This is a genomic window from Kitasatospora sp. NPDC059160 (genome assembly GCF_042755465.1).
Classification (GTDB): domain Bacteria; phylum Actinomycetota; class Actinomycetes; order Streptomycetales; family Streptomycetaceae; genus Kitasatospora.
Genome location: NZ_JBHZCN010000131.1, coordinates 1 through 23,906, shown reverse-complemented (window position 1 = coordinate 23,906; position 23,906 = coordinate 1). Strand labels below are relative to the sequence as shown.

The 23,906-nt window shown below is 74.7% G+C and carries 17 protein-coding genes; 10 read left to right on the top strand and 7 right to left on the bottom strand.

What is annotated here, in order from left to right:
• Positions 1-214: 214 nt before the first annotated feature.
• Positions 215-1,840 (top strand): apolipoprotein N-acyltransferase, encoded by a 1,626-nt coding sequence (gene lnt / locus ACFXOZ_RS37125; protein WP_380594352.1) that lies wholly within the window; start codon positions 215-217, stop codon positions 1,838-1,840.
• On the opposite strand, the gene ACFXOZ_RS37120 is transcribed toward lnt, so the two are convergent.
• The 4 genes from ACFXOZ_RS37120 to gdhA all read right to left on the bottom strand — a co-directional run bounded on the left by ACFXOZ_RS37120 (position 1,798) and on the right by gdhA (position 6,214).
• Positions 1,798-2,577 carry a VOC family protein gene (locus ACFXOZ_RS37120; RefSeq protein ID WP_375885019.1) on the bottom strand — a complete coding sequence of 260 codons (780 nt, stop codon included), beginning with the start codon at positions 2,575-2,577 and terminating at the stop codon, positions 1,798-1,800. The genes lnt and ACFXOZ_RS37120 overlap by 43 nt on opposite strands.
• Positions 2,578-2,672: 95 nt before the next feature.
• On the bottom strand, positions 2,673-3,581 hold the full coding sequence (locus ACFXOZ_RS37115; protein WP_380594350.1) for an NADP-dependent oxidoreductase: 909 nt from the start codon (positions 3,579-3,581) through the stop codon (positions 2,673-2,675).
• Positions 3,582-3,813: 232 nt separating this feature from the next.
• A complete protein-coding gene (locus ACFXOZ_RS37110) occupies positions 3,814-4,689 on the bottom strand; it encodes a GyrI-like domain-containing protein (protein ID WP_380594348.1) in 876 nt (291 codons plus the stop codon).
• A gap of 109 nt (positions 4,690-4,798) precedes the next feature.
• Positions 4,799-6,214 carry an NADP-specific glutamate dehydrogenase gene (gene gdhA, locus ACFXOZ_RS37105; RefSeq protein ID WP_380594346.1) on the bottom strand — a complete coding sequence of 472 codons (1,416 nt, stop codon included), beginning with the start codon at positions 6,212-6,214 and terminating at the stop codon, positions 4,799-4,801.
• A 300-nt stretch (positions 6,215-6,514) separates the two neighbouring features.
• Between gdhA and ribA the strand changes: the two genes are divergently transcribed.
• Positions 6,515-7,144: a GTP cyclohydrolase II gene (ribA, locus tag ACFXOZ_RS37100; protein ID WP_380594344.1), complete on the top strand. Its 630-nt coding sequence runs from the start codon at positions 6,515-6,517 to the stop codon at positions 7,142-7,144.
• Positions 7,145-7,261: 117 nt separating this feature from the next.
• On the opposite strand, the gene ACFXOZ_RS37095 is transcribed toward ribA, so the two are convergent.
• From ACFXOZ_RS37095 to ACFXOZ_RS37085, 3 genes are all read right to left on the bottom strand, one after another.
• A complete protein-coding gene (locus ACFXOZ_RS37095; protein ID WP_380594342.1) occupies positions 7,262-10,678 on the bottom strand; it encodes a hypothetical protein in 3,417 nt (1,138 codons plus the stop codon).
• A 216-nt stretch (positions 10,679-10,894) separates the two neighbouring features.
• On the bottom strand, positions 10,895-13,015 hold the full coding sequence (locus ACFXOZ_RS37090; RefSeq protein ID WP_375885004.1) for a putative bifunctional diguanylate cyclase/phosphodiesterase: 2,121 nt from the start codon (positions 13,013-13,015) through the stop codon (positions 10,895-10,897).
• A gap of 151 nt (positions 13,016-13,166) precedes the next feature.
• A complete protein-coding gene (locus ACFXOZ_RS37085; protein WP_375885001.1) occupies positions 13,167-13,973 on the bottom strand; it encodes an SAM-dependent methyltransferase in 807 nt (268 codons plus the stop codon).
• Between the two features lie 158 nt (positions 13,974-14,131).
• On the opposite strand from ACFXOZ_RS37085, the gene ACFXOZ_RS37080 reads away from it, so the two are divergent.
• The 8 genes from ACFXOZ_RS37080 to ACFXOZ_RS37045 all read left to right on the top strand — a co-directional run bounded on the left by ACFXOZ_RS37080 (position 14,132) and on the right by ACFXOZ_RS37045 (position 23,756).
• The gene (locus ACFXOZ_RS37080) at positions 14,132-14,620 is read left to right on the top strand and encodes an SRPBCC family protein (RefSeq protein ID WP_380594340.1); all 489 of its coding nucleotides are present in this window, start codon (positions 14,132-14,134) and stop codon (positions 14,618-14,620) included.
• On the top strand, positions 14,610-15,890 hold the full coding sequence (locus ACFXOZ_RS37075; protein ID WP_380594338.1) for an aminotransferase class I/II-fold pyridoxal phosphate-dependent enzyme: 1,281 nt from the start codon (positions 14,610-14,612) through the stop codon (positions 15,888-15,890). Before ACFXOZ_RS37080 ends, ACFXOZ_RS37075 begins: the two co-directional genes overlap by 11 nt.
• A gap of 253 nt (positions 15,891-16,143) precedes the next feature.
• On the top strand, positions 16,144-17,448 hold the full coding sequence (gene egtA / locus ACFXOZ_RS37070) for an ergothioneine biosynthesis glutamate--cysteine ligase EgtA (protein ID WP_375885307.1): 1,305 nt from the start codon (positions 16,144-16,146) through the stop codon (positions 17,446-17,448).
• On the top strand, positions 17,445-18,911 hold the full coding sequence (egtB, locus tag ACFXOZ_RS37065) for an ergothioneine biosynthesis protein EgtB (protein ID WP_380522585.1): 1,467 nt from the start codon (positions 17,445-17,447) through the stop codon (positions 18,909-18,911). The genes egtA and egtB overlap by 4 nt, the downstream gene beginning before the upstream one ends.
• Positions 18,911-19,660 carry an ergothioneine biosynthesis protein EgtC gene (gene egtC, locus ACFXOZ_RS37060; RefSeq protein WP_380594336.1) on the top strand — a complete coding sequence of 250 codons (750 nt, stop codon included), beginning with the start codon at positions 18,911-18,913 and terminating at the stop codon, positions 19,658-19,660. Before egtB ends, egtC begins: the two co-directional genes overlap by 1 nt.
• 45 nt (positions 19,661-19,705) lie before the next feature.
• Entirely contained in the window at positions 19,706-20,677 is a 972-nt protein-coding gene (gene egtD, locus ACFXOZ_RS37055) for an L-histidine N(alpha)-methyltransferase (RefSeq protein WP_380407490.1), read from the top strand.
• Positions 20,678-20,845: 168 nt separating this feature from the next.
• On the top strand, positions 20,846-22,270 hold the full coding sequence (locus ACFXOZ_RS37050; protein ID WP_375884984.1) for a sugar porter family MFS transporter: 1,425 nt from the start codon (positions 20,846-20,848) through the stop codon (positions 22,268-22,270).
• 373 nt (positions 22,271-22,643) lie between these two features.
• Positions 22,644-23,756 (top strand): nitric oxide synthase oxygenase, encoded by a 1,113-nt coding sequence (locus ACFXOZ_RS37045; protein WP_380594353.1) that lies wholly within the window; start codon positions 22,644-22,646, stop codon positions 23,754-23,756.
• Positions 23,757-23,906 lie beyond the last annotated feature (150 nt).

The following is a 23,906-nucleotide window of genomic DNA, read 5'->3' as shown; positions in this document are numbered from 1 at the left end:
CCCCGGGTGTGTGTCTTTTGGGGCTCCCCCCCCCGCCCTGTCGGGGGGCCGGCCCCCCCCCCCGGGGGGGGGGGGCCGGCCGCGGTTCGGTCACGGGAATCCGTCCGCTTGTTCCAACGGCTCGTTCCAACGACCTGCACCGTTCCGAGGACCGGCGTCAACCACGCGTACCGCCATCTGGCACCGGCCGTCACCCGAGCGGACAATACGGGGCATGTCGCGCCGCACCGGCACCGCCGGCCCAGTCCCGAGCACGGCCCCGACCGACGCCCGGGAGCCGCACGCACCGCACCGCCACCGCTACCGGGCGCGGCTCGCCGCACTGGCGGCCGGAGCCGTACCGGTGGTCGCGTTCCCGACCCCCGGCCAGGCCTGGCTCGCCTGGGTCGCGCTCGTCCCCGGGCTGCTGCTCGCCCAACGGGCACCGTCGGGGCGGGAGGCGGCGGTGCGCGGGTGGTGGTTCGGGGCGGGCTTCATCCTCACCGCGATGTACTGGCTGGTCCCCTCCGTCGGACCGGCGCTGCCCGTACTCGCCGTGCTGTTCGGGGCCCTGCAGGCGCCGGTCGGGTACGCGGTGCACCGCCTGCTGCGCCCGCCGACGACCACCCGCCGGGCACTGCTCGCCCTGCTGGTCGTCCCCGCGGTCTGGGTGGGCACCGAGTACGCGCGGTCCTGGCACGCGCTCGGCGGACCGTGGGCACTGCTCGGCGCCACCCAGTGGCAGCACCCGGCGGTCCTCGGACTCGCCTCGGCGGGCGGGATCTGGCTGGTCAGCGCCGCGGTGGCGGCCGTCAACACCGGAGTACTGATCATCCTGACGGCGGTGCCCCGGCGGCCCCGGGCGGTCGCGGCGCTGGTCACCGTCCTGGTGCTGGCCGCCGGACCACTGCTGTTCGCGCTGCGCCCGGCACCGGTCGGGGCCGGGGCGGTCACCGTGGCGCTCGTCCAGCCCGGCGTCGTCGAGGACCCGCAGGCCCGCTTCGACGCGAGCGTCCGGGCCACCGCCGACCTGGTCGGGCGGCCGGTCGACCTGGTGGTGTGGGGCGAGAGCAGCACCACCGCCGACCTCGACCGCGACCCGGCCGCCCTGGACGCGCTGCGCCGGCTCGCCGCCACCACCGGCGCCGAGGTGATGGCCGGGGAGGACGCCCGCAAGGCGGACGGGCGGATCTCCAAGGACGCGGTGCTGGTCTCCCCCGCGGGGGTGGTCGACCGCTACCGGAAGATCCGGCTGGTGCCCTTCGGCGAGTACATCCCGCTGCGGCCCGTCCTCGGCTGGATCGCCGGGGTCAGCCGGGCCGCGGGCGAGAACCGGGCCCCCGGCACGGCCTTCCACGTACTGCCCGCCACCGACCGGGCGGGCCGGCCGCTGCCGGTCGGCGCGCTGATCTGCTTCGAGTCGGCCTTCCCGGACATGGCGCGCACCGCCGCCCGGGACGGCGCCCGGGTGCTGGTCTACCAGTCCTCCACCTCGACCTTCCAGCACACCTGGGCACCCGAACAGCACGTCTCGCTGGCCGCGATCCGGGCCGCCGAGACCGGGCGGCCCGCCGTCCAGGCCTCGCTGACCGGTGTCTCGGCCGCCTTCGACGCCCAGGGCCGGCAGCTCGCCCGGCTCGGCACCGACTCCACCGGCGCGCTGACCGTACGGCTGCCGCTCACCGCGCCCGGGACGCTGACCTGGTACGACCGGATCGGCGACGTGGTGCCGCTGGGCGCGCTGCTCGTCACGGCGGGCGCGGGAGCGGCCGACCTGCGTTCGCGCTCCGCCCGTCGGCGGACGGGAGGACCGGCCGTTCAGGGCCCCCCGCCGCCGTCCCCGGCCTCGCCGTCGGTGTAGACGCCGAACGGGGCGCCCTGGGCGTCGCGCAGGACGGCGATCCGCCGGCCCGGCATGGAATAGGCGGGCATCAGCACGTCCGCGCCCATCGCGACCGCCCGGCCGACGGTGTTGTCCACGTCGGCGACCGAGAAGTACGGCAGCCAGTGCGGCGCCACCTGCGGCGGGAAGCCGTCGTCCATCACCACCATGCCGCCGAAGTCCTGACCGTCCAGGCCCCACTGGGTGTAGTGCTCGGACGGCGCGACGGACCAGCCGAAGACCGCCGGGTAGAAGGCCCGCGCCCCGGCCGCGTCCCGGGTCGCCAGTTCCACCCAGCCCAGCGAGCCCGGCTCGTTGAACACCCCGGCGCCCGCGAAGGCCCGGGCCTGCCAGAGGATGAGGACGGCGCCGGACGGGTCGGCGACCACCGAGAAGCGGCCCAGGTCCGTCACGTCGGTGGGCTCCTTGCGGACCTTGCCGCCGGCCGCCTCGGCCCTCGCCGCGGTGGCGTCGGCGTCCGCGACCGCGATGGCGACCGTCCAGGCCACCGGCTGCTGCGGGGCGTAGCGCGGGGTGACGGCGGCGGCCGCGGCCTCGCCCAGGAACATCTGGGTGTAGCCGTCGTCCTCGGGGCGGACACCGCTCTCGGGGCGCCAGCCGAACAGTTCGGCGTAGAAGACCCGGGCGGCGGCCGGGTCGTCGGTGCCCAGCTCGACCCAGCAGGGGGCATCGGTGGTGACGGAGGTCTGCTTCATGGCTCTCGGCCCTTGACTCTCGGTTCTCGGCTCTCGGGGACGCTCGGGCTGTGTTGCGGCGCCTTGACCTGACTGACCATCAAAGCTCCGCTCTCTCAGGAGACTTCGAGCACCACCTTGCCGCGCGTGTGCCCGGACTCGACCTCGGCGAGCGCCTCGCCGGCGCGGCCGAACGGGTAGCGGCCGGTGACCTGGGGGTCGAGGTCGCCGGCGGCGACCAGGGCGGCGAGGGCGGCCAGGGTCTCGGAGCTGGTCGAGCGGGTGACGTACGCGCCGCCGAGCTCGGCGGCGGTGGCCGGGTCGGCGGTGCTGACCAGCTCGGTCCGGTCGGTCCGGACTCCGGCCACCGCCCGTAGGGCGTCGCCGCCGACCAGGTCGAGGATGCCGTCGACACCGTCGGGGGCGGCCTCGGCGATCCGCTCGGCGACGCCGTCGCCGTAGCGGATCTGCGTCGCGCCGAGGGACTCCACGTACGACCGGTTGGCGTCGCTCGCGGTGCCGAGCACGACCAGGCCCCGGCTGCGGGCGATCTGGGCGGCGGCACTGCCGACGCCGCCGGCGATCCCGAGGATCAGCAGCGTACGCCCGGCACCGAGGGCGAGTTGGCGCAGCGCGTCATCGGCGGTGGCGACCGAGACGCCGAGCGTGGCGGCCAGGTCGAAGCCGACGCCATCGGGCTTGAGGGCGCTCAACTCGGCCCGCAGCAGGGTCTGTTCGGCGAAGGCGCCGGCGGCGACGAGGCCGAACACCTCGTCGCCGGGGGTGAAGCCGGTGACCCCGGGACCGATCCGCTGCACCACTCCGGAGGCCTCCTGGCCCATCACGGCGGGGAGTTGGCGCTCGCGGCCGAGGAAGCCCCGGCGGATCTTCCAGTCCACGGGGTTGACTCCGGCGGCCCGAACGGTGACCGCCAGTTGCCCCGGGCCGGGGTCGAGCACCGGGCGGTCGAGGAACTCCTGCGTCTCCGGTCCGCCGTAGTCGATGAAGCCGAACGCCTTGGCCATCGGTGATCCCACTCCTCGGGTAGCGCCCTGCGGCACCTGCTCCCCCGCCCCAGCATGGGGGGCGCAGCGGGGCGGGGGCGGGCGCTGGTGGGCCGAACGGGGGCGGACGAACAAAAGACAGCTGACGGATGACAGATTTCAACATCTGTTATCCGTCAGCTGTCATCTGTTTTCTGTCATCTGTTAGCTGTCGGCTGTCGGCCGTTACCCGTCAGCCGCCACCTGCCGACCGTCAGCCCCGCACCGCCCGCATCACCGGGAGCCAGAGCTCCGCCTCCGCGTCGCCCGTCCCCGGGACGAAGCTGGTCCGGAGGATCTCCGGACCCGGCCGGGTCTCGTACGGGTTGGAGGGGAACCACTGGCTGTAGGTGTCCCCCCACATCTCCTGGAGGGCCTGCGGGAACGGCCCGCGGTTGGTGAACACCGCCCAGGTCCCGGCCGGGACGTGCAGGACGTCCAGGCCGTCCGGGACGACGGCGTCCTCACGCGCCACCACCGCGTGCCAGTAGTCGAGTTCGGAGCCCTCCTCCCGGTTGGGCGAGAAGTCGTCCGTCACCGACACGATGCCGAGCGGGTTCTTCGCCGTCAGGGCGGTGATCCGCTCGACGGTCTCCGCGCCCAACCCCCGGATGAACTCGGCGATGTGCGGGTTGACCCCCAGGTAGATCAGGGGGACCCGGGCCTTCTTCCCGACGATCCGGAAGTCCGGCTTCTCGACGATCCGGTACTCCATGCTGCTGCTTCCCTCCACGATGAGTCGGAAGGACATCCGGGGTTGGGAGATGAGCGCCGCACCCTCGCGCCGGGCCTCTCCGGGCCCGACCCCGTGCATCGCCCGGAACGCCCGGGCGAACGCCTCCCCCGAGGTGTAGCCGTAGCTGACCGCGATGTCGAGCAGCGTCCGCCCGCCGTCGAGGACCTCCGCCCCGGCGACGGTCAGCCGCCGGCGCCGTACGTATTCCGACAGCGGCATCCCGGCGAGCATCGAGAACAGCCGCCGGAAGTGGTACTCCGACGTCATCGCGATCCGCGCCAGTTCGGCCACGTCGATCTCCTGGTCCAGGCGCCGTTCGATGTGCTCCATCGCCCGGTTCAGGTGCTCCAGCACTGCCGCCCCGTCCTTCCCTTGCCGATCACCACCGTAGGAAGGACCCACCTTGCCGTACCCGACGATCGGTGCCCGCTCCGGTCGGGCACCGATCGCCGGGTGACCGGCCTCAGACCAGGCCCTGGGCCAGCATCGCGTCCGCGACCAGTTCGAAGCCCGCGATGTTCGCGCCCACCACGTAGTCGCCCGGGTGCCCGTAGCGCTCGGCGGTGGTGTGGCAGGAGTCGTGGATGTGCTTCATGATCCCGGCGAGCCGCTGCTCGGTGTGCTCGAAGGTCCAGGAGTCGCGGGAGGCGTTCTGCTGCATCTCCAGCGCGCTGGTCGCGACGCCGCCCGCGTTGGCCGCCTTGCCCGGCCCGAAGGCCACCCCGGACTCCTGGAGGACCCGCACCGCCTCGGGGGTGGTGGGCATGTTGGCGCCCTCGGCGACGGCCAGCACCCCGTTACGGACCAGGGCGAGCGCGTCGGCCTCGGTCAGCTCGTTCTGGGTGGCACAGGGCAACGCCACGTCGGCGGGCACGCTCCACACGCCCGGGCCCTCGACGAACCGCACGTGGCTGCCGCGCAGTTCGGCGTACTCGGAGATCCGTCCGCGCCGGACCTCCTTGACCTCCTTGAGCAGGTCGAGGTCGATGCCCTTCTCGTCCACCACGTAGCCGGAGGAGTCGGAGCAGGTCAGCACCGTCGCGCCGAGCTGCTGGGCCTTCTCGATCGCGTACACGGCCACGTTGCCGGAGCCGGAGACGAGCACCCGGCGCCCGTCCAGGCCGTCGCCGCGGCTGGCCAGCATCTCGGCGGTGAACAGGACGGAGCCGTAGCCGGTGGCCTCGGTGCGGACCTGCGCGCCGCCCCAGCCGAGGCCCTTGCCGGTCAGCACGCCGGCCTCGTAGCGGTTGGTGATCCGCTTGTACTGGCCGAACAGGTAGCCGATCTCCCGGCCGCCGACGCCGATGTCACTGGCCGGCACGTCGGTGTGCTCGCCGAGGTGCCGGTGCAGCTCGGTCATGAAGGACTGGCAGAACCGCATGATCTCGGCGTCCGAACGGCCCTTGGGGTCGAAGTCGGAGCCGCCCTTGCCGCCGCCGATCGCCAGCCCGGTGAGCGCGTTCTTGAAGATCTGCTCGAAGCCGAGGAACTTGACGATCCCGAGGTTCACCGAGGGGTGGAACCGCAGGCCGCCCTTGTACGGGCCGAGGGCGCTGCTGAACTCGACCCGGAAGCCGCGGTTGACGTGGATGTCGCCGGAGTCGTCCGTCCACGGCACCCGGAACATCAGCTGGCGCTCGGGTTCGCAGATCCGCTCGATGATCCGGGCGTCGAGGAGCTCGGGGCGGTGGGCGAGCACCGGGGCGAGGGTCTCCAGCACCTCGTGGACGGCCTGGTGGAACTCGGTCTCGCCCTTGTTGCGGCGGACCACGTCCGCGTAGAGCGATTCGATCGCGCGCTGCTCGGCGTCGAGGCGGGGCCGGTCGGCGGCGGGAGCGGCGGAGGCGGCGGAGGGAGTGGTGGCGCGGCTCGTGGGCATCTGATCAGGACCTTCCGTGGTCGTCGGTGGTCGTGCGCGAGGCGTTCCCGTGCCCAGGAAACGGGACGAAGTGTCGCAGTGTCCATGCCTCGGGTCCCGTCCCTTCCACATGCTGGACCGCCGTACGGGAACAGCGGGGGCGGGCGGGGTGTTGTTCGCCTCCGTAGTCGCCGCGGTCACCGGCAGTAAGCAGTTGTTCAAATTGGAACGACCGAGTACGGTCGACATCCGACCCGCCCTGATCCGTCCGGATCCGGAGCGGTTCACCCCGGTCCACCCCCGATCGACGGAGGCCCCACCATGCCTCAGCCCGGCTCCGCCACGGTGCGCTCGCACGTGCGCATCCCGCTGACCTTCCCGGACGGCTACCGCGCCGATGCGGAGGTCTCCACCTTCCACGGCCTCGCCGACGGCGCCGAACACCTCGCGCTCGCCCTCGGCACCGTCCCGGCCGGCGGAACCCCCCTGGTGCGGCTGCACTCCGAGTGCCTGACCGGCGACGTCTTCGGCTCGGACCGCTGCGACTGCGGCCCGCAGCTGCGCGAATCGGTGGAGCGGATCAGCGAGGCCGGCGGCTACCTGCTCTACCTCCGCCAGGAGGGCCGGGGCATCGGCCTCTACAACAAGCTGGACGCCTACGCCCTCCAGGACTCCGGCCTGGACACCTACGACGCCAACACCGCGCTGGGCCTGCCCGAGGACGGCCGGGACTACACCGCGGCCGCCCAGATGCTCACCGCGCTCGGCGTCGACGAAGTCGACCTGCTGAGCAACAACCCGGACAAGGCCGCCCAGTTGGCCGGGCTCGGGATCACCGTCCGCCGTCGGGTGCCGACCGGCGTCCACCTGTCCGCGAGCAACGTCCGCTACCTGACCGCGAAGGTGGAGCGGACCGGGCACTCGATCGAGCTCTCCCGACTGGTCGGCTGACCACCGCGATCGGCGCGGGCGGGCCGGCACGGCCCGGACGGCCCGGACGGCGCGGTCGGGACGCTGCGAACCGGGCGGGGCAAACCGGACGGCGCGCCCCCGGGCCGGACGGGGCCGTCAGCCGACGCCGCCCCGCCCCCGGGCCCGCGCCGCCCGCAGCACCCCGTACGCCGCCAGCGGCAGCGCCACCAGCAGCGCGGCCCAGAAGGCGCCGTGCCCCCACCAGCCCGCGACCGCGCCGAACAGCCCCTCGAACACCGGGATCCGCAGCGCCTCCACCGGCCCCAGCGCCCCGGGCCACGCGCCCAGGAACAGGGTGCCGAGGATCCAACCGACCAGCAGCACCCGGGCGGTGACCAGCGTGCCCAGGGTGCTCAGCAACGACACCGCGGCCAGCAGGACGACGAACCCCGCCTGGTAGGCCGCACCGGTCTGCCCCGTGCCCCAGGACTCCGGCGTGCGGTGCGGGCCGGTGGCCGCGAGCCGCACCTCGACCGCCGCCCACAGCAGCAGGACCAGCACCCCGGTACCGGTGAGCGCGAACCGCAGCCGGTCCCGGGTGCCGGCCCGGCCCGGCCGCCACGCCCCGGCGGCCTCCGTCCCCGCCCTCGCGCCCGTACCGGAACCCGTCCCGGTACCCGCCACCCGGGCGGCCCGCGCGGCCCGCCGGTCGAGGTCCCGCCAGGCCTCCCGCACCTGCCGCCGGGCCCGCTGGGCGGGCCTCAGCAGCCGGTTGGCCCCCCGTTCGATCAGCACCACGGCCACCACGACCGCCACCACCACCGCGATCCCGGCCCAACTCCCCATCCCGCCCTCGAACATGACCACCCGCTCGGCCACCGGCCGCGGCGCCTCCACCGCCGTCATCGGCGGTCCGAGCCGCAGGTAGCCGATCGCGAGCGCGCCCACCCCGGCCAGCAGCGCCGTACCGAGGCCGACCGGGGCCGGGAAGAAGGCGAGCACGGCGGCCGCCACGAAGGCCGCCCCCAGCTTCCCGACCACCTGCTCGGCCGCCTGCCGCCCGGCGAGGTGCAGCGGCCCGCCGAACAGGTCCGGCGAGAGGTCGAGCCCGTGACCGGCCTCGACCGGGTAGCGCAGCACCGCTCCCGCCCACAGCAGCAGCCCGAGGCCCACCACCAGCAGGGCCACCGCCGCCACCCGGCGCGGCAGCATGGTGCGGGCGTACGGCCACCAGAGCCGCAGCCGGGCCGCCCGGTCCACCGGCGGCCGCCGGCGCCGCTCCCCCCACAGCCGCTCCGCCCAGAGCCGGGCCGCCCGCCCGGGCCGCGCACCGCCCTCCCGCAGCGCCCCCGGTTCCGGTTCGGGCCGCTCCGCCCGGCCCCGACCGCGCCGCCGCACCGCCTCCGCGGCCACCAGTGCCGCCCGCCCCGCGACCTGGTCCGGGTCGGCTCCCACCGCCCGCCGCCGCAGCGCCGACCAGCGCCGCCGCACCACGTCCCGCGGGGTGGCCGCCGCCGGGTCGGGCGCCGGCCGCCGGGCCGCCGAGCGCGCCGACGTACGGGCCCCGGCGCCGACCGTCAGCGCCCCGTCCACCACCGCCGACGCGACCAGCGCGGCCAGCTCCGACACCCGTACCGGCAGCGGCAACCGGTGCAGCGCGGCGGGCAGCGGGGACAGCCGGCCGAGCAGCCGGTACCGCTCCTCCGGACGGATGCTCAGCCAGACCGCCAGCCGGTGCGCCTCCTCCCGCTCCTCGGGGCTGAGGCCGCCGTCACCGCGCCGGCCGCCGCCGACCGTCCGGGCCGTGCGCTCCACCTCGGCGAGCACGTCCGGGAGCGCGGCGAGGGCGAGCAGCCGGGAGCAGTGCTCGCCGGAGCACTCGGGGTGGAAGCAGTGGTAGCGCGCGGCGACGGCCGGGGCACCGCCGCGGACCAGTTCGTCGATGAACGCGGCGCCGTCCGGCTCGGTGGCGACGCGTTCCAGCCCGGCCGGGTCGACCGGCCGGTCACGGTAGTGCGGGACGGCTCCCGGTGCGAAGGCGGCGCCGAGGGCGAGCACCGCGACGCCGGCCACCGCCTCGCGCCGGGAGCCGGGGGCGCGGACCACGTCGGTGAGGTAGTGGAGGTCGAACACGGAGTCCTTGACCTCGTCGCGCAGCCAGTCGCGCAGCCGCTCCGCCCCGACCGCCGCGAGCCAGCGCGCCGCCGCACCGGAGTTGCGCAGCAGCACCTCGGTGAGCCGGACCGGGTCGGTGAACGGGTCGCCCAGGAAGGTGATCGGCCGCAGGGCCTGCGGACGGCGCCGGATCACCGCCGGGCTGCCGCCGGCCAACCAGCTGCGGACCTCCGCAGCAGTCCAGCGGTCCTCCGGCTTCTTGGTGAACAGGCCCTGGAGTAGGAGCAGTTGACGCCGGTCGGAGACGGCGGAGAGGTCCACCTCCTCGCCCATGACGAGTTCCAGCTCCAGGTCGTGGTCGGCCGCCCGCTCGCCGTCCGCCCCGACGAACCGGGGCCGGCCGACGAACAGTTCGTACAGCACGTTGCCGAGCCCCCACCAGGGCCCGGCCTCGTGGTTCTTGCCGGCCAGCTGCTCGGGGGCCATGTAGGCGACGGTGACCATCATCGTGGAGGTGAACCGGCGGCTGTCGGTGAGCCGGTCGACGCCGCCGAAGTCGGCGATCACGAACTCCCCGGGGCCGCGGCCGGGGCGCACCAGGATGTTGACCGGCTTGAAGTCCAGCGGGTTGCGCTGGATCCGCCGCTGCCAGAACTCCAGCAGCGAGACCAGCTCGTAGACGATCTGCTCGGTGGTCCGCGGGTCGGCGTGGGCACCGCCGCGGCGCAGCGCGGCGACGTGCGCGGAGAGGGTGACGGGCAGGTACTCCATCGCCACCCAGTCGACCGGCACGCCGTGGTGGCGGACCCGCCCGTAGTCGATCAGGTGCGGGACGTGCCGGCGGAAGCCGTCGTTGCGCAGGTGGGCGAGCAGGTCGTGGTCCATCCGCTGGCCGCCGACGGCCACCTTGACCGCGGCGTCGGCGCCGCCGTCGGTGCGCCGGACGTACCAGACGGTGCCCTCCGCGCCGGCGCCCGCCCTGCCCAGCGGGGTGAAGCGGTCCAGCAGGGCCTCGGGGAAGTCGTCCTCGAAGGGGCCGCCCGTGGGCCCGGGTGCGGGCGCGGGCCCGGCCGCGGGTGCGGGTGCGGGTCCGCCGCCCGGCGCGGGCCCCGGGCCGATGTTGTCCTGCCAGGACGGGCCGCCGGCCGCGGAGCGCGGTCGGCGCACCTCGGTGGCGGCCTCCGGGTCGTGGCGGGGCCCGGGCGTCCGCCGGGTGGCGGCCTCCGGATCGTGGCGGACCTCCTCCGCGGCCCGGTCCCGGGCTCCGCCCCGCCCGCGCCGCGGGTCCCACGACCCCCGGAACCGGGTGCCCCGCTCCCGGGAGCCCCAGTCGACCCTGGTCCGCGGCGACTCCTCCGGCCGCCCCCGGCGCCCGTCCCCCTCGCCCGAACCGCCCGGACCGCCCGAACCGCCCGGACCGTCCGGACCGTCCGGACCGGAGCCCTCCGTTGCGCCCATCACGGCGTACCCCTCCCCCGATCCCCGGGGCCGGTGCGGAGGCGTTGACCACGGGCGCACCGGTGCCGGGTGGTGATTTTGACGCGCCATCATCCCGCATACCGGGCAGGGCCGCAGGGCGGTTTCCGGATCGGTTCCGAGACGGTTCCGGAACCCGTGCGCGCGGAGGTGGGAGCCGAGCCGGGAGCTGCCGGGCCCACCCCTCCCCGGGCGGGTTCACCCCTCCTCTACCGGGCGCCCCTCCGGCTCCTCGACGATCCGGCGGGCGATCTCCTCGGGCCGCACCGGGCGGCCGAAGTGCCAGCCCTGCGCCCAGTCGCAGCCCATCCCGCGCAGCCGCTCGGCGTCCTTGCGGGTCTCCACGCCCTCGGCGGTGACGTTCAGGCCGAGTGTGTGCGCCATCGACACCAGGCCGCTGACGATGCGCCACCCGGTGGCGCCGTCCTTCGCCGGGTCGTGCAGGTCGCCTACGAAGGACCCGGCGATCTTGAGCCCGGAGACCGGCAGGTCGCGCAGGTAGGAGAGGTTGGACCAGCCGGTGCCGAAGTCGTCCACCGCCAGCGACACCCCGAGGTCGACCAGCCCGTGCAGGGTGCGCAGCGCCTCGTCCTCGGGGCCGACCACCGTCGACTCGGTGATCTCCAGCTGCAGCCGGGCCGGGTCGAGTCCGGTGCCGTCCAGGATCCGGCCGAGGTCGGTGACCAGCGCGGCGCTGCGCGCCTGCCGCACCGCCAGGTTGACGTTCAGCTGCGGCGCGGCGTCGCCGTAGTGCTTGATCCAGTCCGCGGCCTGGCCGCAGGCCTGCTCCAGCACCCAGCGGCCGAGCGGCATGATCAGCCCGGTCTCCTCGGCGGTGGTGACGAACTCGTCCGGGCCGAGCACCCCGAGCTGCGGGTGGCGCCAGCGCACCAGCGCCTCCACGGCGGCCATCCGGCCGTCGGCGAGGCGGTAGAGCGGCTGGTAGTCGATGAAGAACTCGCCGCGGTCGAGGGCGGCCGGCATCCGCACCGAGACCGCGTAGCGGCTGACCGCGCGGGCGTTCTCCTTGGGGTCGAACAGCGTCCAGCGGCCGCGGCCGGCCTCCTTGGCGCGGTACAGCGTCAGGTCGGCGGCCCGGACGGCGGCGCCGGGGGTGGTGGTGGAGACCCTCCGCTCCAGCACGCCGACGCTGGCGCCGACGGCGAGCTTGTGGTCACCGATGAGCACCGGCCCGGCCAGGGCCTTGAGCACGGTCTTGGCGGCGGCCACCGCCTCCTGCTCGCCGCGGCAGTTCTCCAGCAGCACCACGAACTCGTCGCCGCCGAGCCGGGCGACCAGGTGGCCGAGCGGGGTGAGGGCGGCCTTGAGCCGGGCGGCGACGGCGGACAGCAGCTGGTCGCCCATGTCGTGGCCGAGGCTGTCGTTGACCACCTTGAAGCCGTCGAGGTCGACGTAGCAGAGGCCGAAGCGGGCGCCCGGCTCCGGCTCGTCGAAGACCTTCTCCAGCCGCTCGAAGAAGGCGGCGCGGTTGGGCAGGCCGGTGAGCGGGTCGTGGGTGGCCTGGTGGCGCAGCCGCTCCTGGAGGCGGTAGCGGTCGGTGACGTCCTCCAGCATCGCGACCTGGTACTGCGGGACCCCGTCGTCGTCACGGATCAGCGAGACCGTCAGGTGGGTCCAGACCACCTCGCCGTCCTGCCGGTAGTACGGCTTGTCGAACTGGAAGTACTCCCGCTTGCCGCTGATCAGCTCCTCGTACGCCTCCCAGACGCCCGGGGTGTCCTCGGGGTGGACGAGGTCGTCGACCCGGCGCCCGACCATGTCCCCCGGCCCGGCGCCGAACAGCTCCTGCACGGCCTTGTTGACCGCGAGGATGGTGCCGTCGGTGTCACCGATCGCGATGCCGATCGCGGCGCTCTCGAACAGGGCGCGGAAGCGGGCCTCGGAGGCGCGCAGCGCGCGTTCGGCCTCCTTGCGGGCGGCGTCGGCGGCGGTGCGGATGGCCTCCTGCTCGCGCAGCGTGCGCTCGCGCAGGGCGTTCGCCCAGCCGGCCGCGAAGGCGCCGGTGAGGGCGGGGCCGCGGCCGTCGTGGAGCGGCTGGGCCTGAAGCAGTTCGACGGCGCGGGCGAGCAGCACCGGGTCGGTGAAGTGCCCGTCGACCAGTTCGGCACCGGCCCGGGAGGCCAGCCGGGGCTCGAAGGGGTCGTTCTGCTGGGCCCGGTGCAGCAGCGCGGCGGTGCGCGCGACCAGCCGGCCGAGCAGGCCGGGGTGGACGGCGATGCCGTGGTCGGCGGAGAGCAGCCGGGACCAGTCCTCGTGGAACCGCTCCGCGTCGCCGCCCGGCGGGGTCGCGCCGCTCACCGGAGCGTCCCGACGGCGCTGCCCGTCGCGGCGGAGGCCGGGGCGTCGGGGGTCACAGCGGCGGGGCTCACGGCGGCGCTGGGCAGGGCCGGGCGTCCGGCGGCCGCCGCACGGGGCGTGCGGGCGTCGGCTGCTCTCCCGGCGCGACCGCTCAAGGGCGGAACCCCACGCCCGCCACCCCGGCGATCCGCTCGGGGTGCTCGCCGACCGTGCCCGGCTGGTCGGGGCGCCACTGCGGCAGGTGCACCACGCCCGGTTCGACCAGCTCGAAGCCGTCGAACATCGCGGTGACCTGGTCGCGGGTGCGCATGGTCAGCGGGGTCGGGGTCATCCGGTAGAGCTTCTGGTGGTCCTCGGCCTGGTCCGGGCGGGCCTCCAGGGAGGCGTGCGAGAGGACCAGCGCGCTTCCGGCGGGGAGGCGGTCGCGGACCGCGGCGATCAGCTTCCAGGGGTCCTCGTCGTCGCTGACGAAGTGGGCGACGGCCACCAGCAGGACGGCCACCGGCTCGTCGCCGGCCAGCAGGGCGGACACCTCGGGGCGGTCCAGCAGGTCCTCGATGTCGCGCAGGTCGGCCTGGACGACGGCGCTGTGCGGGTCCTCCTCCAGCAGCAGGCGGCTGTGGGCGACGGCGACCGGGTCGCGGTCGACGTAGACCACCTCGGCCCCCGGGCGGATCGCCCGGGCGATCTCGTGCACGGCGCCGAAGGTCGGGATGCCGGAGCCGATGTCCAGGAAGCGGCTGATGCCCTGCTCGGCGAGGAAGGCCACGGCGCGGCGCAGGAAGGCCCGGTTGGAGCGCATGATCTGGGGCAGTTCGGGCCACAGGGCCATCGCCCGGCGGGCCATCTCCCGGTCGACCTCGAAGTTGTGGGAGCCCCCGAGGTAGTAGTCGTAGACCCGCGCGGCGTTCGGTTTGTCCAGGTCCATACCTTCCGGTACCCAGCTCGGTCGCCGCATGCCTGTGACTCCTTCACTCCGGATCCGGGGGCGCAGCGCCGGGAGGTGCTGCCGTGACTGATGAGACTACAAGCACACAAGATCCTCCCTTGCACCCCGAACGGGTGCAAGCGGACTGCACCCTTCCTCGCGGACGGCGCTCTCCCTAGGGTGGAGCCGTGGATCCCAACCACTACCGCTTCCGGGGCGAGTGGCGCCTCGCGGCACCGGCCCCGGCGGTGTACGCGGCGCTGGCGGACGTACGGAGCTATCCGCTGTGGTGGCCGGAGGTCCGCGCGGCCCGGGAGACCGGTGCGGGGTCCGGCGAGGTGGTGCTCCGGGCGCTGCTGCCGTACCGGCTGGTGATCGGGCTGGAGGCCCGGCGGCGCGACCCGGCGTCCGGCGTGCTGGAGGCGGCGATGCGGGGCGACCTGGTCGGCTGGTCGCGGTTCACCGTGACGGCGGACGGGCCGGGCGGTACGCGGTGCCGGGTGCTCTTCGAGGAGGACGCCCGCCCCGCCAAGCCCCTGCTGCGACGCCTCGCCCTGCCGCTGCACCCGCTGTTCCGGGCCAACCACGCGGTGATGATGTGCCGGGGAGGCCGCGGACTGGCGGCGTACCTGGCGGGTGACGACGGCGGACGAGGACGGCGAACAGATGACAGATGACAGATTTCAGCGAACAGATTTCAACTTTCGACATCTGTCAGCTGTCAGTTGTTCGCCGGACTCCGGCAGCGACCCCGGCCCCGGCAGCGACCCCGACTCCGAACGCGACCCCGGCCCCGACCCCGGCTCCGCGTTCGGCTTCGACGCCCCCTTCGACCGCACCGGCACCGGCAGCAGCAAGTGGGCCCGGGCCGCCGCCCCCGGCGTGATCCCGATGGGCCTGGCGGACATGGACCTCCCCGGTCCGCCCGCCGTCGCCGAGGCCCTGGCCCGGCGCGCCCGCCACCCCGCCTACGGGTACACCGTCTGCGATCCGGCCGGGCGGACCCTGGTCGCCGACTGGTACCGCGCCCGGCACGGCGTCGAGGTCGACCCGGACTGGGTCCTGCTGCTCCCCTGCGGCCCGCGCACCGCGCTGCGCCTGCTCCTGGAGACCGTCCGGACGGGGACCGCGGACCAGCAGGCCCCCGTCCTCTTCCCCACCCCCGAGTGGGGCGGCTTCGCCCAGCTCTGCCGCGCGGCCGGCCTCCCGTACCGCGAGCTGCCGCTGCGCCCCTCCCCCACCGGCTACCGCTCCCCGGGCGGCCCACTTCCCCGCCCCGCGTCCGCCGTCCTGCTGAGCAACCCCCACAACCCCTCCGGCACGGTGTGGCACACCGGGTACCTGAGCGGGCTGGCCGGGTGGGCCGCGGAGGCGGGCGCCCTGCTGGTCTCGGACGAGGTCCACGGCGACCTCACCCACCCCGGCCGGGCCCACCCCGTCGCCGTGACCACCGCCGACCCGGCGCACCGGCACGCCGTCGTCACCCTGAATTCGGTCGGCAAGACCTTCAACTGCTCGGGCATTCCCAGCAGTTGGGCCCTCGTACCGGACCCGGCACTGCGCGCCCGGCTGACCGACACCCTGGCCGGCTACGGCCTCTGGGAGGGCGGCCTGCTGGAGCAGACCGTGCAGCGGGCCGCGCTCGGCGAGGGCGGCCCGTGGCTGGACGCGCTGCTGGCGCACCTCGCCGCCGCCCGCGCCCGGCTCACCGAGCGGCTCGGCCCCGCCGTCCGCTCCGTCCCGCGGGCCTCGTACCTGCTCTGGCTGGACGCCGCCGCCCTCGGCCTGCCGCCCACCGGCGCCCGCGCCGCGCTGCTGGAGCGCTGCGGCCTGGAGGCCTCCGACGGCGCCGAGTTCGGCCCGGGCGGCGCGGGTTCGCTTCGCCTCAACTACGCCCTGCCGGGCCCGGTGCTGGACACCGTCCTGCAGCGCCTGGACCGCCTGTGACCGGGGCACGTGCCCCGGCCGGGCAGCCCTCCCCGGAGCCCCCGAGAACCCCGCATTCACCCGATCGCCATGGCCCTGACCTGCGAAAACGAACATTCACGCGATATTTGCGAAGCGCCCCCGCATGCTCCGTAGCAGACTGGGCAAAGTAGACCGGGCCGCAATCGTGATCCCGAGGATGGTGAGTCCGGTGATACCGACGTCCCGCACCACTCCGCCCGACCGGCAGAGCGCAGCACCGCCCCCGACGGGGGTGACCCCGTTGACCGAATCGGGGGCGCGCAGCCACGTGTCGGGCGTCTGCTTCAAGATCGGACCGCCCCGCCTGGTGGGGGTGGAGGTCGAGTGGTTCGTCCATGACGACCGATGTCCCGGCCGGCCGGTTCCTCCCGAACTGCTCCACGCCGCGCTGGAATCGCTGCCCCTGGGCGGCGCCGACGGCACCTCGCTCCCCTCCGGTTCGCGCCTCACGCTCGAACCCGGCGGACAGGTCGAGCTCAGCTCCCCGCCCGCCACCGGCCTGCTGGCCTGCGTCGACGACACCCGACGCGATCTGACCGCCCTGCGGGCCGCCTTCGCGGCGCAGGGCCTGCGCCTCACCGGCACCGGGACGGACCCGCTCGCCCGCCCCCGACGGATGGTGCTGGACCACCCCCGCTACCTCGCGATGGAGCGCTTCTTCGACTCGGCCGGGCCCTGGGGCCGGGTCATGATGACCGGCACCGCGTCCGTCCAGGTGTGCCTGGACGCCGGTGACGCGGCCGGCCCGCACGCGGTCGAGCGGCGCTGGCAGCTGGTCCACCGGCTCGGCCCGGTGCTGGTCGCCGCCTTCGCCAACTCCCCGCTCCTGGACGGGAAGCCGACCGGCCACCGGTCCACCCGGCAGACCGTCTGGTCCCGGATGGACCCGACCCGCACCCTGGCCCCCGAGCCGGACCACGGCGACCCCCGCGAGGCCTGGGCGCAGTACGTGCTGGACGCCGAAGTCCTGTGCGTGCGAAGGCCGGAGGGGCGGCCCTGGACCGCCCCGCCCGGCCTGACCTTCCGCGACTGGACCCGCGGCGCGGGCGAACGCCCGCCCACACTGGCCGACTTGGAGTACCACTGCACCACCCTGTTCCCCCCGGTGCGCCCGCGCGGCCACCTGGAGCTGCGGATGATCGACGCCCAGCCCGGTGACGGCTGGGTGGTGCCCACCGCCCTGGTCACCGCGCTGCTGGACGACCCGGTGGCCGCCGACACCGCACTCGCCGCGCTGGAACCGCTCGACGCCGCCGACCGGCGGGAGGGCGCCGCCGGTGCGCGCCCGCCGCGCAGCGGGGTCTGGCGCCGCGCCGCCACCCTGGGCGTCGCCGACCCCGAGCTGCGCCGCGCCGCCCTCACCTGCTTCGCCGCCGCCGACGCCGCGCTGGGCCGCCTGCCCGGCGCCGGGCGGCTGCGCGCCACCGTCGCCGAGTTCGCCGAGCGCTACCCCGCGCGCGGCCGCTGCCCGGCCGACGACCAGCTGGACGCCCTGCGCTCCGGCACCCGACGCACTCCCCCGGAGGAGGCATCATGACCGACGTCCGACCGCCCGCCACCCCGGGCACCGATCCCACCCCCGGGAGCGATCCCACCCCCGGCATCGATCCCACCCGCGGGACCGAGGCCCTGCGCGAGAGCATCGCCGCCGAACTGCTGGCCGCCCGCGCCCGGACCGCCGCGCTGACCGACTGCGTCGAGGACACCGACCTCACCGCCCAGCACTCCCCGCTGATGTCGCCGCTGGTCTGGGACCTCGCGCACATCGGCAACCAGGAGGAGCTGTGGCTGCTGCGCAACGTCGGCGGCCGGGACCCGATGCACCCCGAGATCGACCCGCTGTACGACGCGTTCGAGCACCCCCGGGCCGAGCGCCCCAGCCTGCCGCTGCTCCCGCCGGCCGAGGCCCGCGCGTACGCCCACGAGGTGCGCGGCCGGGTGCTGGACCTGCTGGCCGCCAGCCCCCTGGAGGGCGCACCGCTGCTGGACGCCGGGTTCGCCTTCGGGATGATCGCCCAGCACGAGCAGCAGCACGACGAGACGATGCTGATCACCCACCAGCTCCGCCGGGGTGAACCCGCCCTGGCCGCTCCCCCGCCGCCGCCCGCGCCCGCCGACGCCGCCACCCTGCCCGCCGAGGTCCTGATCCCCGCGGGCCCGTTCACCATGGGCACGGACACCGAGCCGTGGGCCCTGGACAACGAGCGCCCGGCGCACCGCGTCGACCTGCCGGCCTACTTCCTGGACACCACCCCGGTCACCAACGCCGCCTACCAGCGCTTCATCGCCGACGGCGGCTACCACGACCCGCACTGGTGGACCGCGGAGGGCTGGCAGCACAGGCTGCGGGCCGACCTGACCGCCCCGCTGTTCTGGCAGCGGCAGGACGGCCAGTGGCTCCGCCGCCGGTTCGGCGCCGTCGAACCCGTGCCGCCGAACGAGCCGGTGCTGCACGTCAGTTGGTACGAGGCGGACGCGTACGCCCGCTGGGCCGGGCGGCGGCTGCCGACCGAGGCCGAGTGGGAGAAGGCGGCCCGGCACGACCCGGCCACCGACCGGTCGCGGCGCTACCCCTGGGGCGACGGCCCACCCGGCCCCGAGCACGCCAACCTCGGCCAGCGGCATCTGCGACCGGCCGCCGCCGGAAGCTATCCGGCGGGCGAATCACCGTACGGGGTACGGCAGTTGATGGGCGATGTGTGGGAGTGGACGGCCAGCGACTTCCACTCCTACCCGGGGTTCCGGGCCTGGCCGTACAAGGAGTACTCGGAGGTCTTCTTCGGACCCGAGCACAAGGTGCTGCGCGGCGGCTGCTTCGCGGTGGCACCGGTCGCCTGCCGGGGCACCTTCCGCAACTGGGACTACCCCGTCCGGCGGCAGATCTTCTCCGGCTTCCGCACCGCCCGCAGCGCGGAGCACGACGCCCGCGCCCCGGAGCACGACGCCCGCGCCCCGGAGCGCGGCGCCCGCGGCGCGGAGCACGGGCAGGAGGGCGCCTGATGTGCCGTCACATCGCCTACCTGGGCGAGCCGGTGGCACCCCAGGAGCTGCTGGTGCGGCCGCCGTACGCGCTGCACCGGCAGTCCTGGGCGCCGCGCACCCAGCAGTACGGGACGGTCAACGTGGACGGCTTCGGCCTCGGCTGGTACGCGGACGGCGACGAGGTGCCCGCCCGCTACCGCCGGTCCGGGCCGATCTGGGCGGACGCCGGCTTCGCCGACCTCGCCCGGGTGATCCGCACCCGGGCGCTGCTGGCGGCCGTCCGCTCCGCCACCGACGGCTGCGCGGCGGGCGAGGCCGCGGCCGCGCCGTTCGCCGCCGGGCGCTGGCTGTTCAGCCACAACGGAGCGGTGGCCGGCTGGCCCGGGAAGCTGGACGCGCTCGCCGCCCTGCTGCCGCCCGCCGAGCTGCTGGAGCTGGAGGCCCGGAGCGACTCGGCCCTGCTGTGGGCCCTCACCCTGCACCGGCTGCGCCGGGGCGAGAGCCTCGGCGAGGCGCTCGCGGGCACGGTGGCCGACGTCACCGCACACACCACCGGACGGCTCAACCTGCTGCTCACCGACGGCACCGCGCTCGCCGCGACCACCTGGGGCGACACCCTGCACCACCGGAGCCTGCCCGGCCTCGGCACGGTGGCGGCCTCCGAGCCGTACGACGACGCCCCGGACTGGACGCCCGTCCCGGAGGGCTCCCTGCTGCTGGCCGACGCCGCGGGCGTCACCGTCCGGCGGCTCCCCAGCCACTACTGACCCTCCACTCTCCCTTCATCTTCTGAACAGAGGAACCACCCTGTCATGGACACATTCGATCTCACCCGACTGCTGCCCGCCGACCACTTCAGCACCGCGCTGCACCACGACGTGCGGCACGGACTGACCGCCGACCCCAAGTGGCTGCCGCCGAAGTGGTTCTACGACGCCCGGGGCAGCGAGCTGTTCGAGGAGATCACCCGGCTGCCCGAGTACTACCCGACCCGCGCCGAGCGGGCCATCCTCACCGCCCGGGCCGGCGAGATCGCCGCCGCCACCCGCGCCCGCACCCTGGTCGAGCTGGGCTCCGGCTCCTCCGAGAAGACCCGGCTGCTGCTGGACGCGCTGCGCTCGACCGGCGACCTGGAGACCTACGTCCCGGTGGACGTCAGCGAGAGCGCCCTGGTCGCGGCCGGCACCGCGCTCGCCGCCGAGTACCCCGGGCTGGCCGTGCACGGCGTCCTGGCCGACTTCACCGCCCGCCTCGGCCTGCCCCCGGAGGGCGGCCCCCGGCTGGTCGCCTTCCTCGGCGGCACCCTCGGCAACCTGCTGCCGCAGGAGCGGGCCGGCTTCCTGCGCGGCCTGCGCGCCGCCCTCGACCCGGGCGACTTCCTGCTGCTCGGCACCGACCTGGTCAAGGACCCGGCCGTCCTGGTCGCCGCCTACGACGACGGCGCCGGGGTGACCGCCGAGTTCAACCGCAACGTGCTCAACGTGCTCAACCGCGAGCTGGGCGCCGACTTCGACCCGGAGGCCTTCGAGCACGTCGCGCTCTGGGACCCGGAGCAGGAGTGGATCGAGATGCGGCTGCGCTCGCTGCGCACGCAGACCGTGAAGATCCCGGCCCTGGACCTGCCGGTGCACTTCGACCGGGGCGAGGAGCTGCGCACCGAGGTGTCGGCCAAGTTCCGCCGGGAGCGGGTGGCCGGGGAGCTGGCCGCGGCCGGGCTGCGGCTGACCCACTGGTGGACGGACCCGGAGGGCCGGTTCGGGCTCTCACTCTCCGCCCCGGCCTGAGCGAGCGAGGAGCGAGCCACCAGCGGGTTACCCCGGAGGTCCCAATTTGCTTGTTCACCTTACGAATTCTCAGAGCAAAACTTGAGCCTCCCCGCCTACAAGGCTTGAACGAATAGGGGTTACGATCTCGGCTACCGAGCTCAGCGTTGAGTACCAGGAGTCAAGATCGTGAGCGTCACCCAGAAGCCCTCCGGGGCGGCCGAGGCCACCGCGCCCGGCCGCCTCGGCTTCGTCGTCTTCATCACCGCCGCAGCGGCCCTCGGCGGCTTCCTCTTCGGCTACGACAGCTCCGTGATCAACGGCGCCGTCTCCGGGATCCAGGGGAAGTTCGGAGTCGGCAGCGGCGAGACCGGCCTGATCGTCTCCTCGGCGCTGCTGGGCTCCGCGGTCGGCGCCGCGCTGGCCGGCCGGTTCGCCGACCGCTACGGCCGGATCAAGGTCATGAAGGCGGGCGCGCTGCTGTTCGCGGTCAGCGCCGTCGGTTCGATGCTGCCGTTCTCCCCCTGGGACCTCGCGCTGTGGCGCGTCCTCGGCGGCGCGGCCATCGGCATCGCCTCGGTGATCGCCCCGACCTACATCGCCGAGGTCGCGCCGACCAAGTACCGCGGCCGGCTGGCCTCCTTCCAGCAGGCCGCCATCGTGCTCGGGATCGCGATATCCCAGCTGGTCAACTGGGTGCTGGCGGACGCCGCCGGCGGTGACACCCGCGGCCGCCTGCTCGGCCTGGAGGCCTGGCAGTGGATGCTCGGCATCTGCGTCGTGCCGGCCGCGGTCTACTTCGTGCTCTCCTCGGTGATCCCGGAGTCCCCCCGCTACCTGATCCAGGCCGAGCGCCTGGACGACGCCCGCAAGGTGCTGGTCGAGGTCGAGGGCGAGGGCATCGACACCGACGCCCGGATCGCCGAGATCCAGTCGCTGATCGCCTCCGACCACCGCCCGCGCTTCCGCGACCTGCTCGGCGGCCGCTTCGGCCTGCTCCCGATCATCTGGGTCGGCATCGGCCTGTCGGTGTTCCAGCAGCTGGTCGGCATCAACGTGATCTTCTACTACTCGTCGATCCTGTGGCAGTCGGTCGGCATCGACCAGAGCAACTCGCTGCTGATCAGCTTCATCGGCTCGGTCATCAACATCCTCGGCACCGTGATCGCGATCCTGCTGGTCGACCGGATCGGCCGCAAGCCGCTCGCCCTGATCGGCTCGGCCGGCATGGCCGTCACCCTCGCCGCCGCCGGCTGGGCGTTCTCCTCCGCGACCGGCTCCGGCGACAACGTCACGCTGCCCGACCTCCAGGGCACCGTCGCGCTGATCTCCGCCAACGCCTTCGTGCTGTTCTTCGCGATGTCCTGGGGCGTGGTCGTCTGGGTGATGCTCGGCGAGATGTTCCCGAACCGGATCCGCGCCGCCGCGCTCTCCGTCGCCGCCTCCGCGCAGTGGATCGCCAACTGGGTGATCACCGTGTCGTTCCCGTCGCTCGCGCGCTGGAACCTCTCGGCGACCTACCTGGTGTACGCGGCCTTCGCGGCGCTGTCGCTCGTCTTCGTCGCGAAGTACATGAAGGAGACCAAGGGCGTCCGCCTGGAGGACATGGGCTGACCGAAGCCCCCCACAGCCCTCACAACCCGACGCCTTCCGGTCGTACGATCCGACCTTCGGCCCCCGCACCCTAGCGCGCTGAGCGCGGGTGCGGGGGCCGAATCGTTCACTCCCTGCGGTGGGCCGGACACCTCCGGTACTCCTGTTCGCCAGGAGGGATGTGTCCTTGATCTTCAACCGGCTCCGCACCCGCAGAACCGCCACCGCCCCGAGCGGCGGCTGTCCGTACGCCCACGCGCACCCCGCGCCGGACTTCGCACCACCCGTACCGCCGACCCCCGGACCGGGGCTGCGGCCGGACCCGGCCCCGGACCCACGGCTGACCCCGCAACAGACTTCGGAGCGGACTTCGGAGCCGGCACCGGCGCCGCAACTGCCGTCCGCGCCAGCGCCGTTCACCGACCCCGGGCAGGCCGCCGAGTTCGTCCGGCAGTTCCACCGCGAGCAGCCCACCGCCGGCGGCCCGGGGCCGAGGCTGCGCGCCGTCCGGGAGGAGATCGACCGCACCGGCAGCTACCACCACACCCCCGCCGAACTCGCCTACGGCGCCAAGCTCGCCTGGCGCAACGCCGCCCGCTGCATCGGCCGGCTGTACTGGCGCAGCCTGGTGGTCCGCGACCTGCGCCACCTGTCCGACCCCGACGACATCGCCGCCGAGTGCTTCGAGCACCTCCGGCTGGCGGGCAACGGCGGCCGGATCCGCCCGGTGGTCTCGGTGTTCGCCCCCGACCGCCCGGACCGCCCGGCCCCGCGGATCCTCAACCAGCAGCTGGTCCGCTACGCCGGGCACCGGGTCGACGGCGATGTGGTCGGCGCCGTGGTCGGCGATCCGGCGGGCGCCGAACTCGCCGCGCGGGCCCGCGAACTCGGCTGGAAGTGCGCCGAGGACCGCTTCGAGGTGCTGCCGCTGCTGCTCCAGGAAAGCCCCGAGGCGCGCCCGCGCTGGTACGGCCTGCCGGACGACACCACCCTGGAGGTGCCGCTCAGCCACCCCGAGCACGCCTGGTTCGCCGACCTCGGGCTGCGCTGGTACGCGGTGCCCGCGATCAGCGACATGACGCTGGAGATCGGCGGCGTCCGCTACCCCACCGCGCCGTTCAACGGCTGGTACATGGGCACCGAGATCGGCGCCCGCAACCTGGCCGACGCCGACCGCTACGACATGCTCGGCACCGTCGCCGAAGGGCTGGGCCTGGACACCTCCAGCGAGCGAACGCTCTGGCGCGACCGCGCCCTGGTCGAGCTCAACCTCGCGGTGCTGCACTCCTTCCAGGAGGCCGGGGTGACGATCGCGGACCACCACACGGAGTCGGCGCGCTTCCTCAAGCACGTCGCCCAGGAGCAGCGCCTCGGCCGCCCGACCCCGGCGGACTGGAGCTGGATCGTGCCCCCGGTCTCCGGCGGGCTGACCCCGGTCTACCACCGGTACTACGACCCGGTGGACCCGGAGCAGCGGCCGGCCTTCCTGGCCCGCGAGCCCTGGTGACCAGGGCGGCCGCCCCGACGGCGCCGGACACCCCGGCCCGGCCGGTCGCCCGCGACTAGGGCCTGTCCGGCGGATCTTGGCAGATCAGCGCGCGGCGTTGGGCGCCCGGCTGGGCGTGCGCCCGAGTCGGCCTCGTACTGGACGTACTTG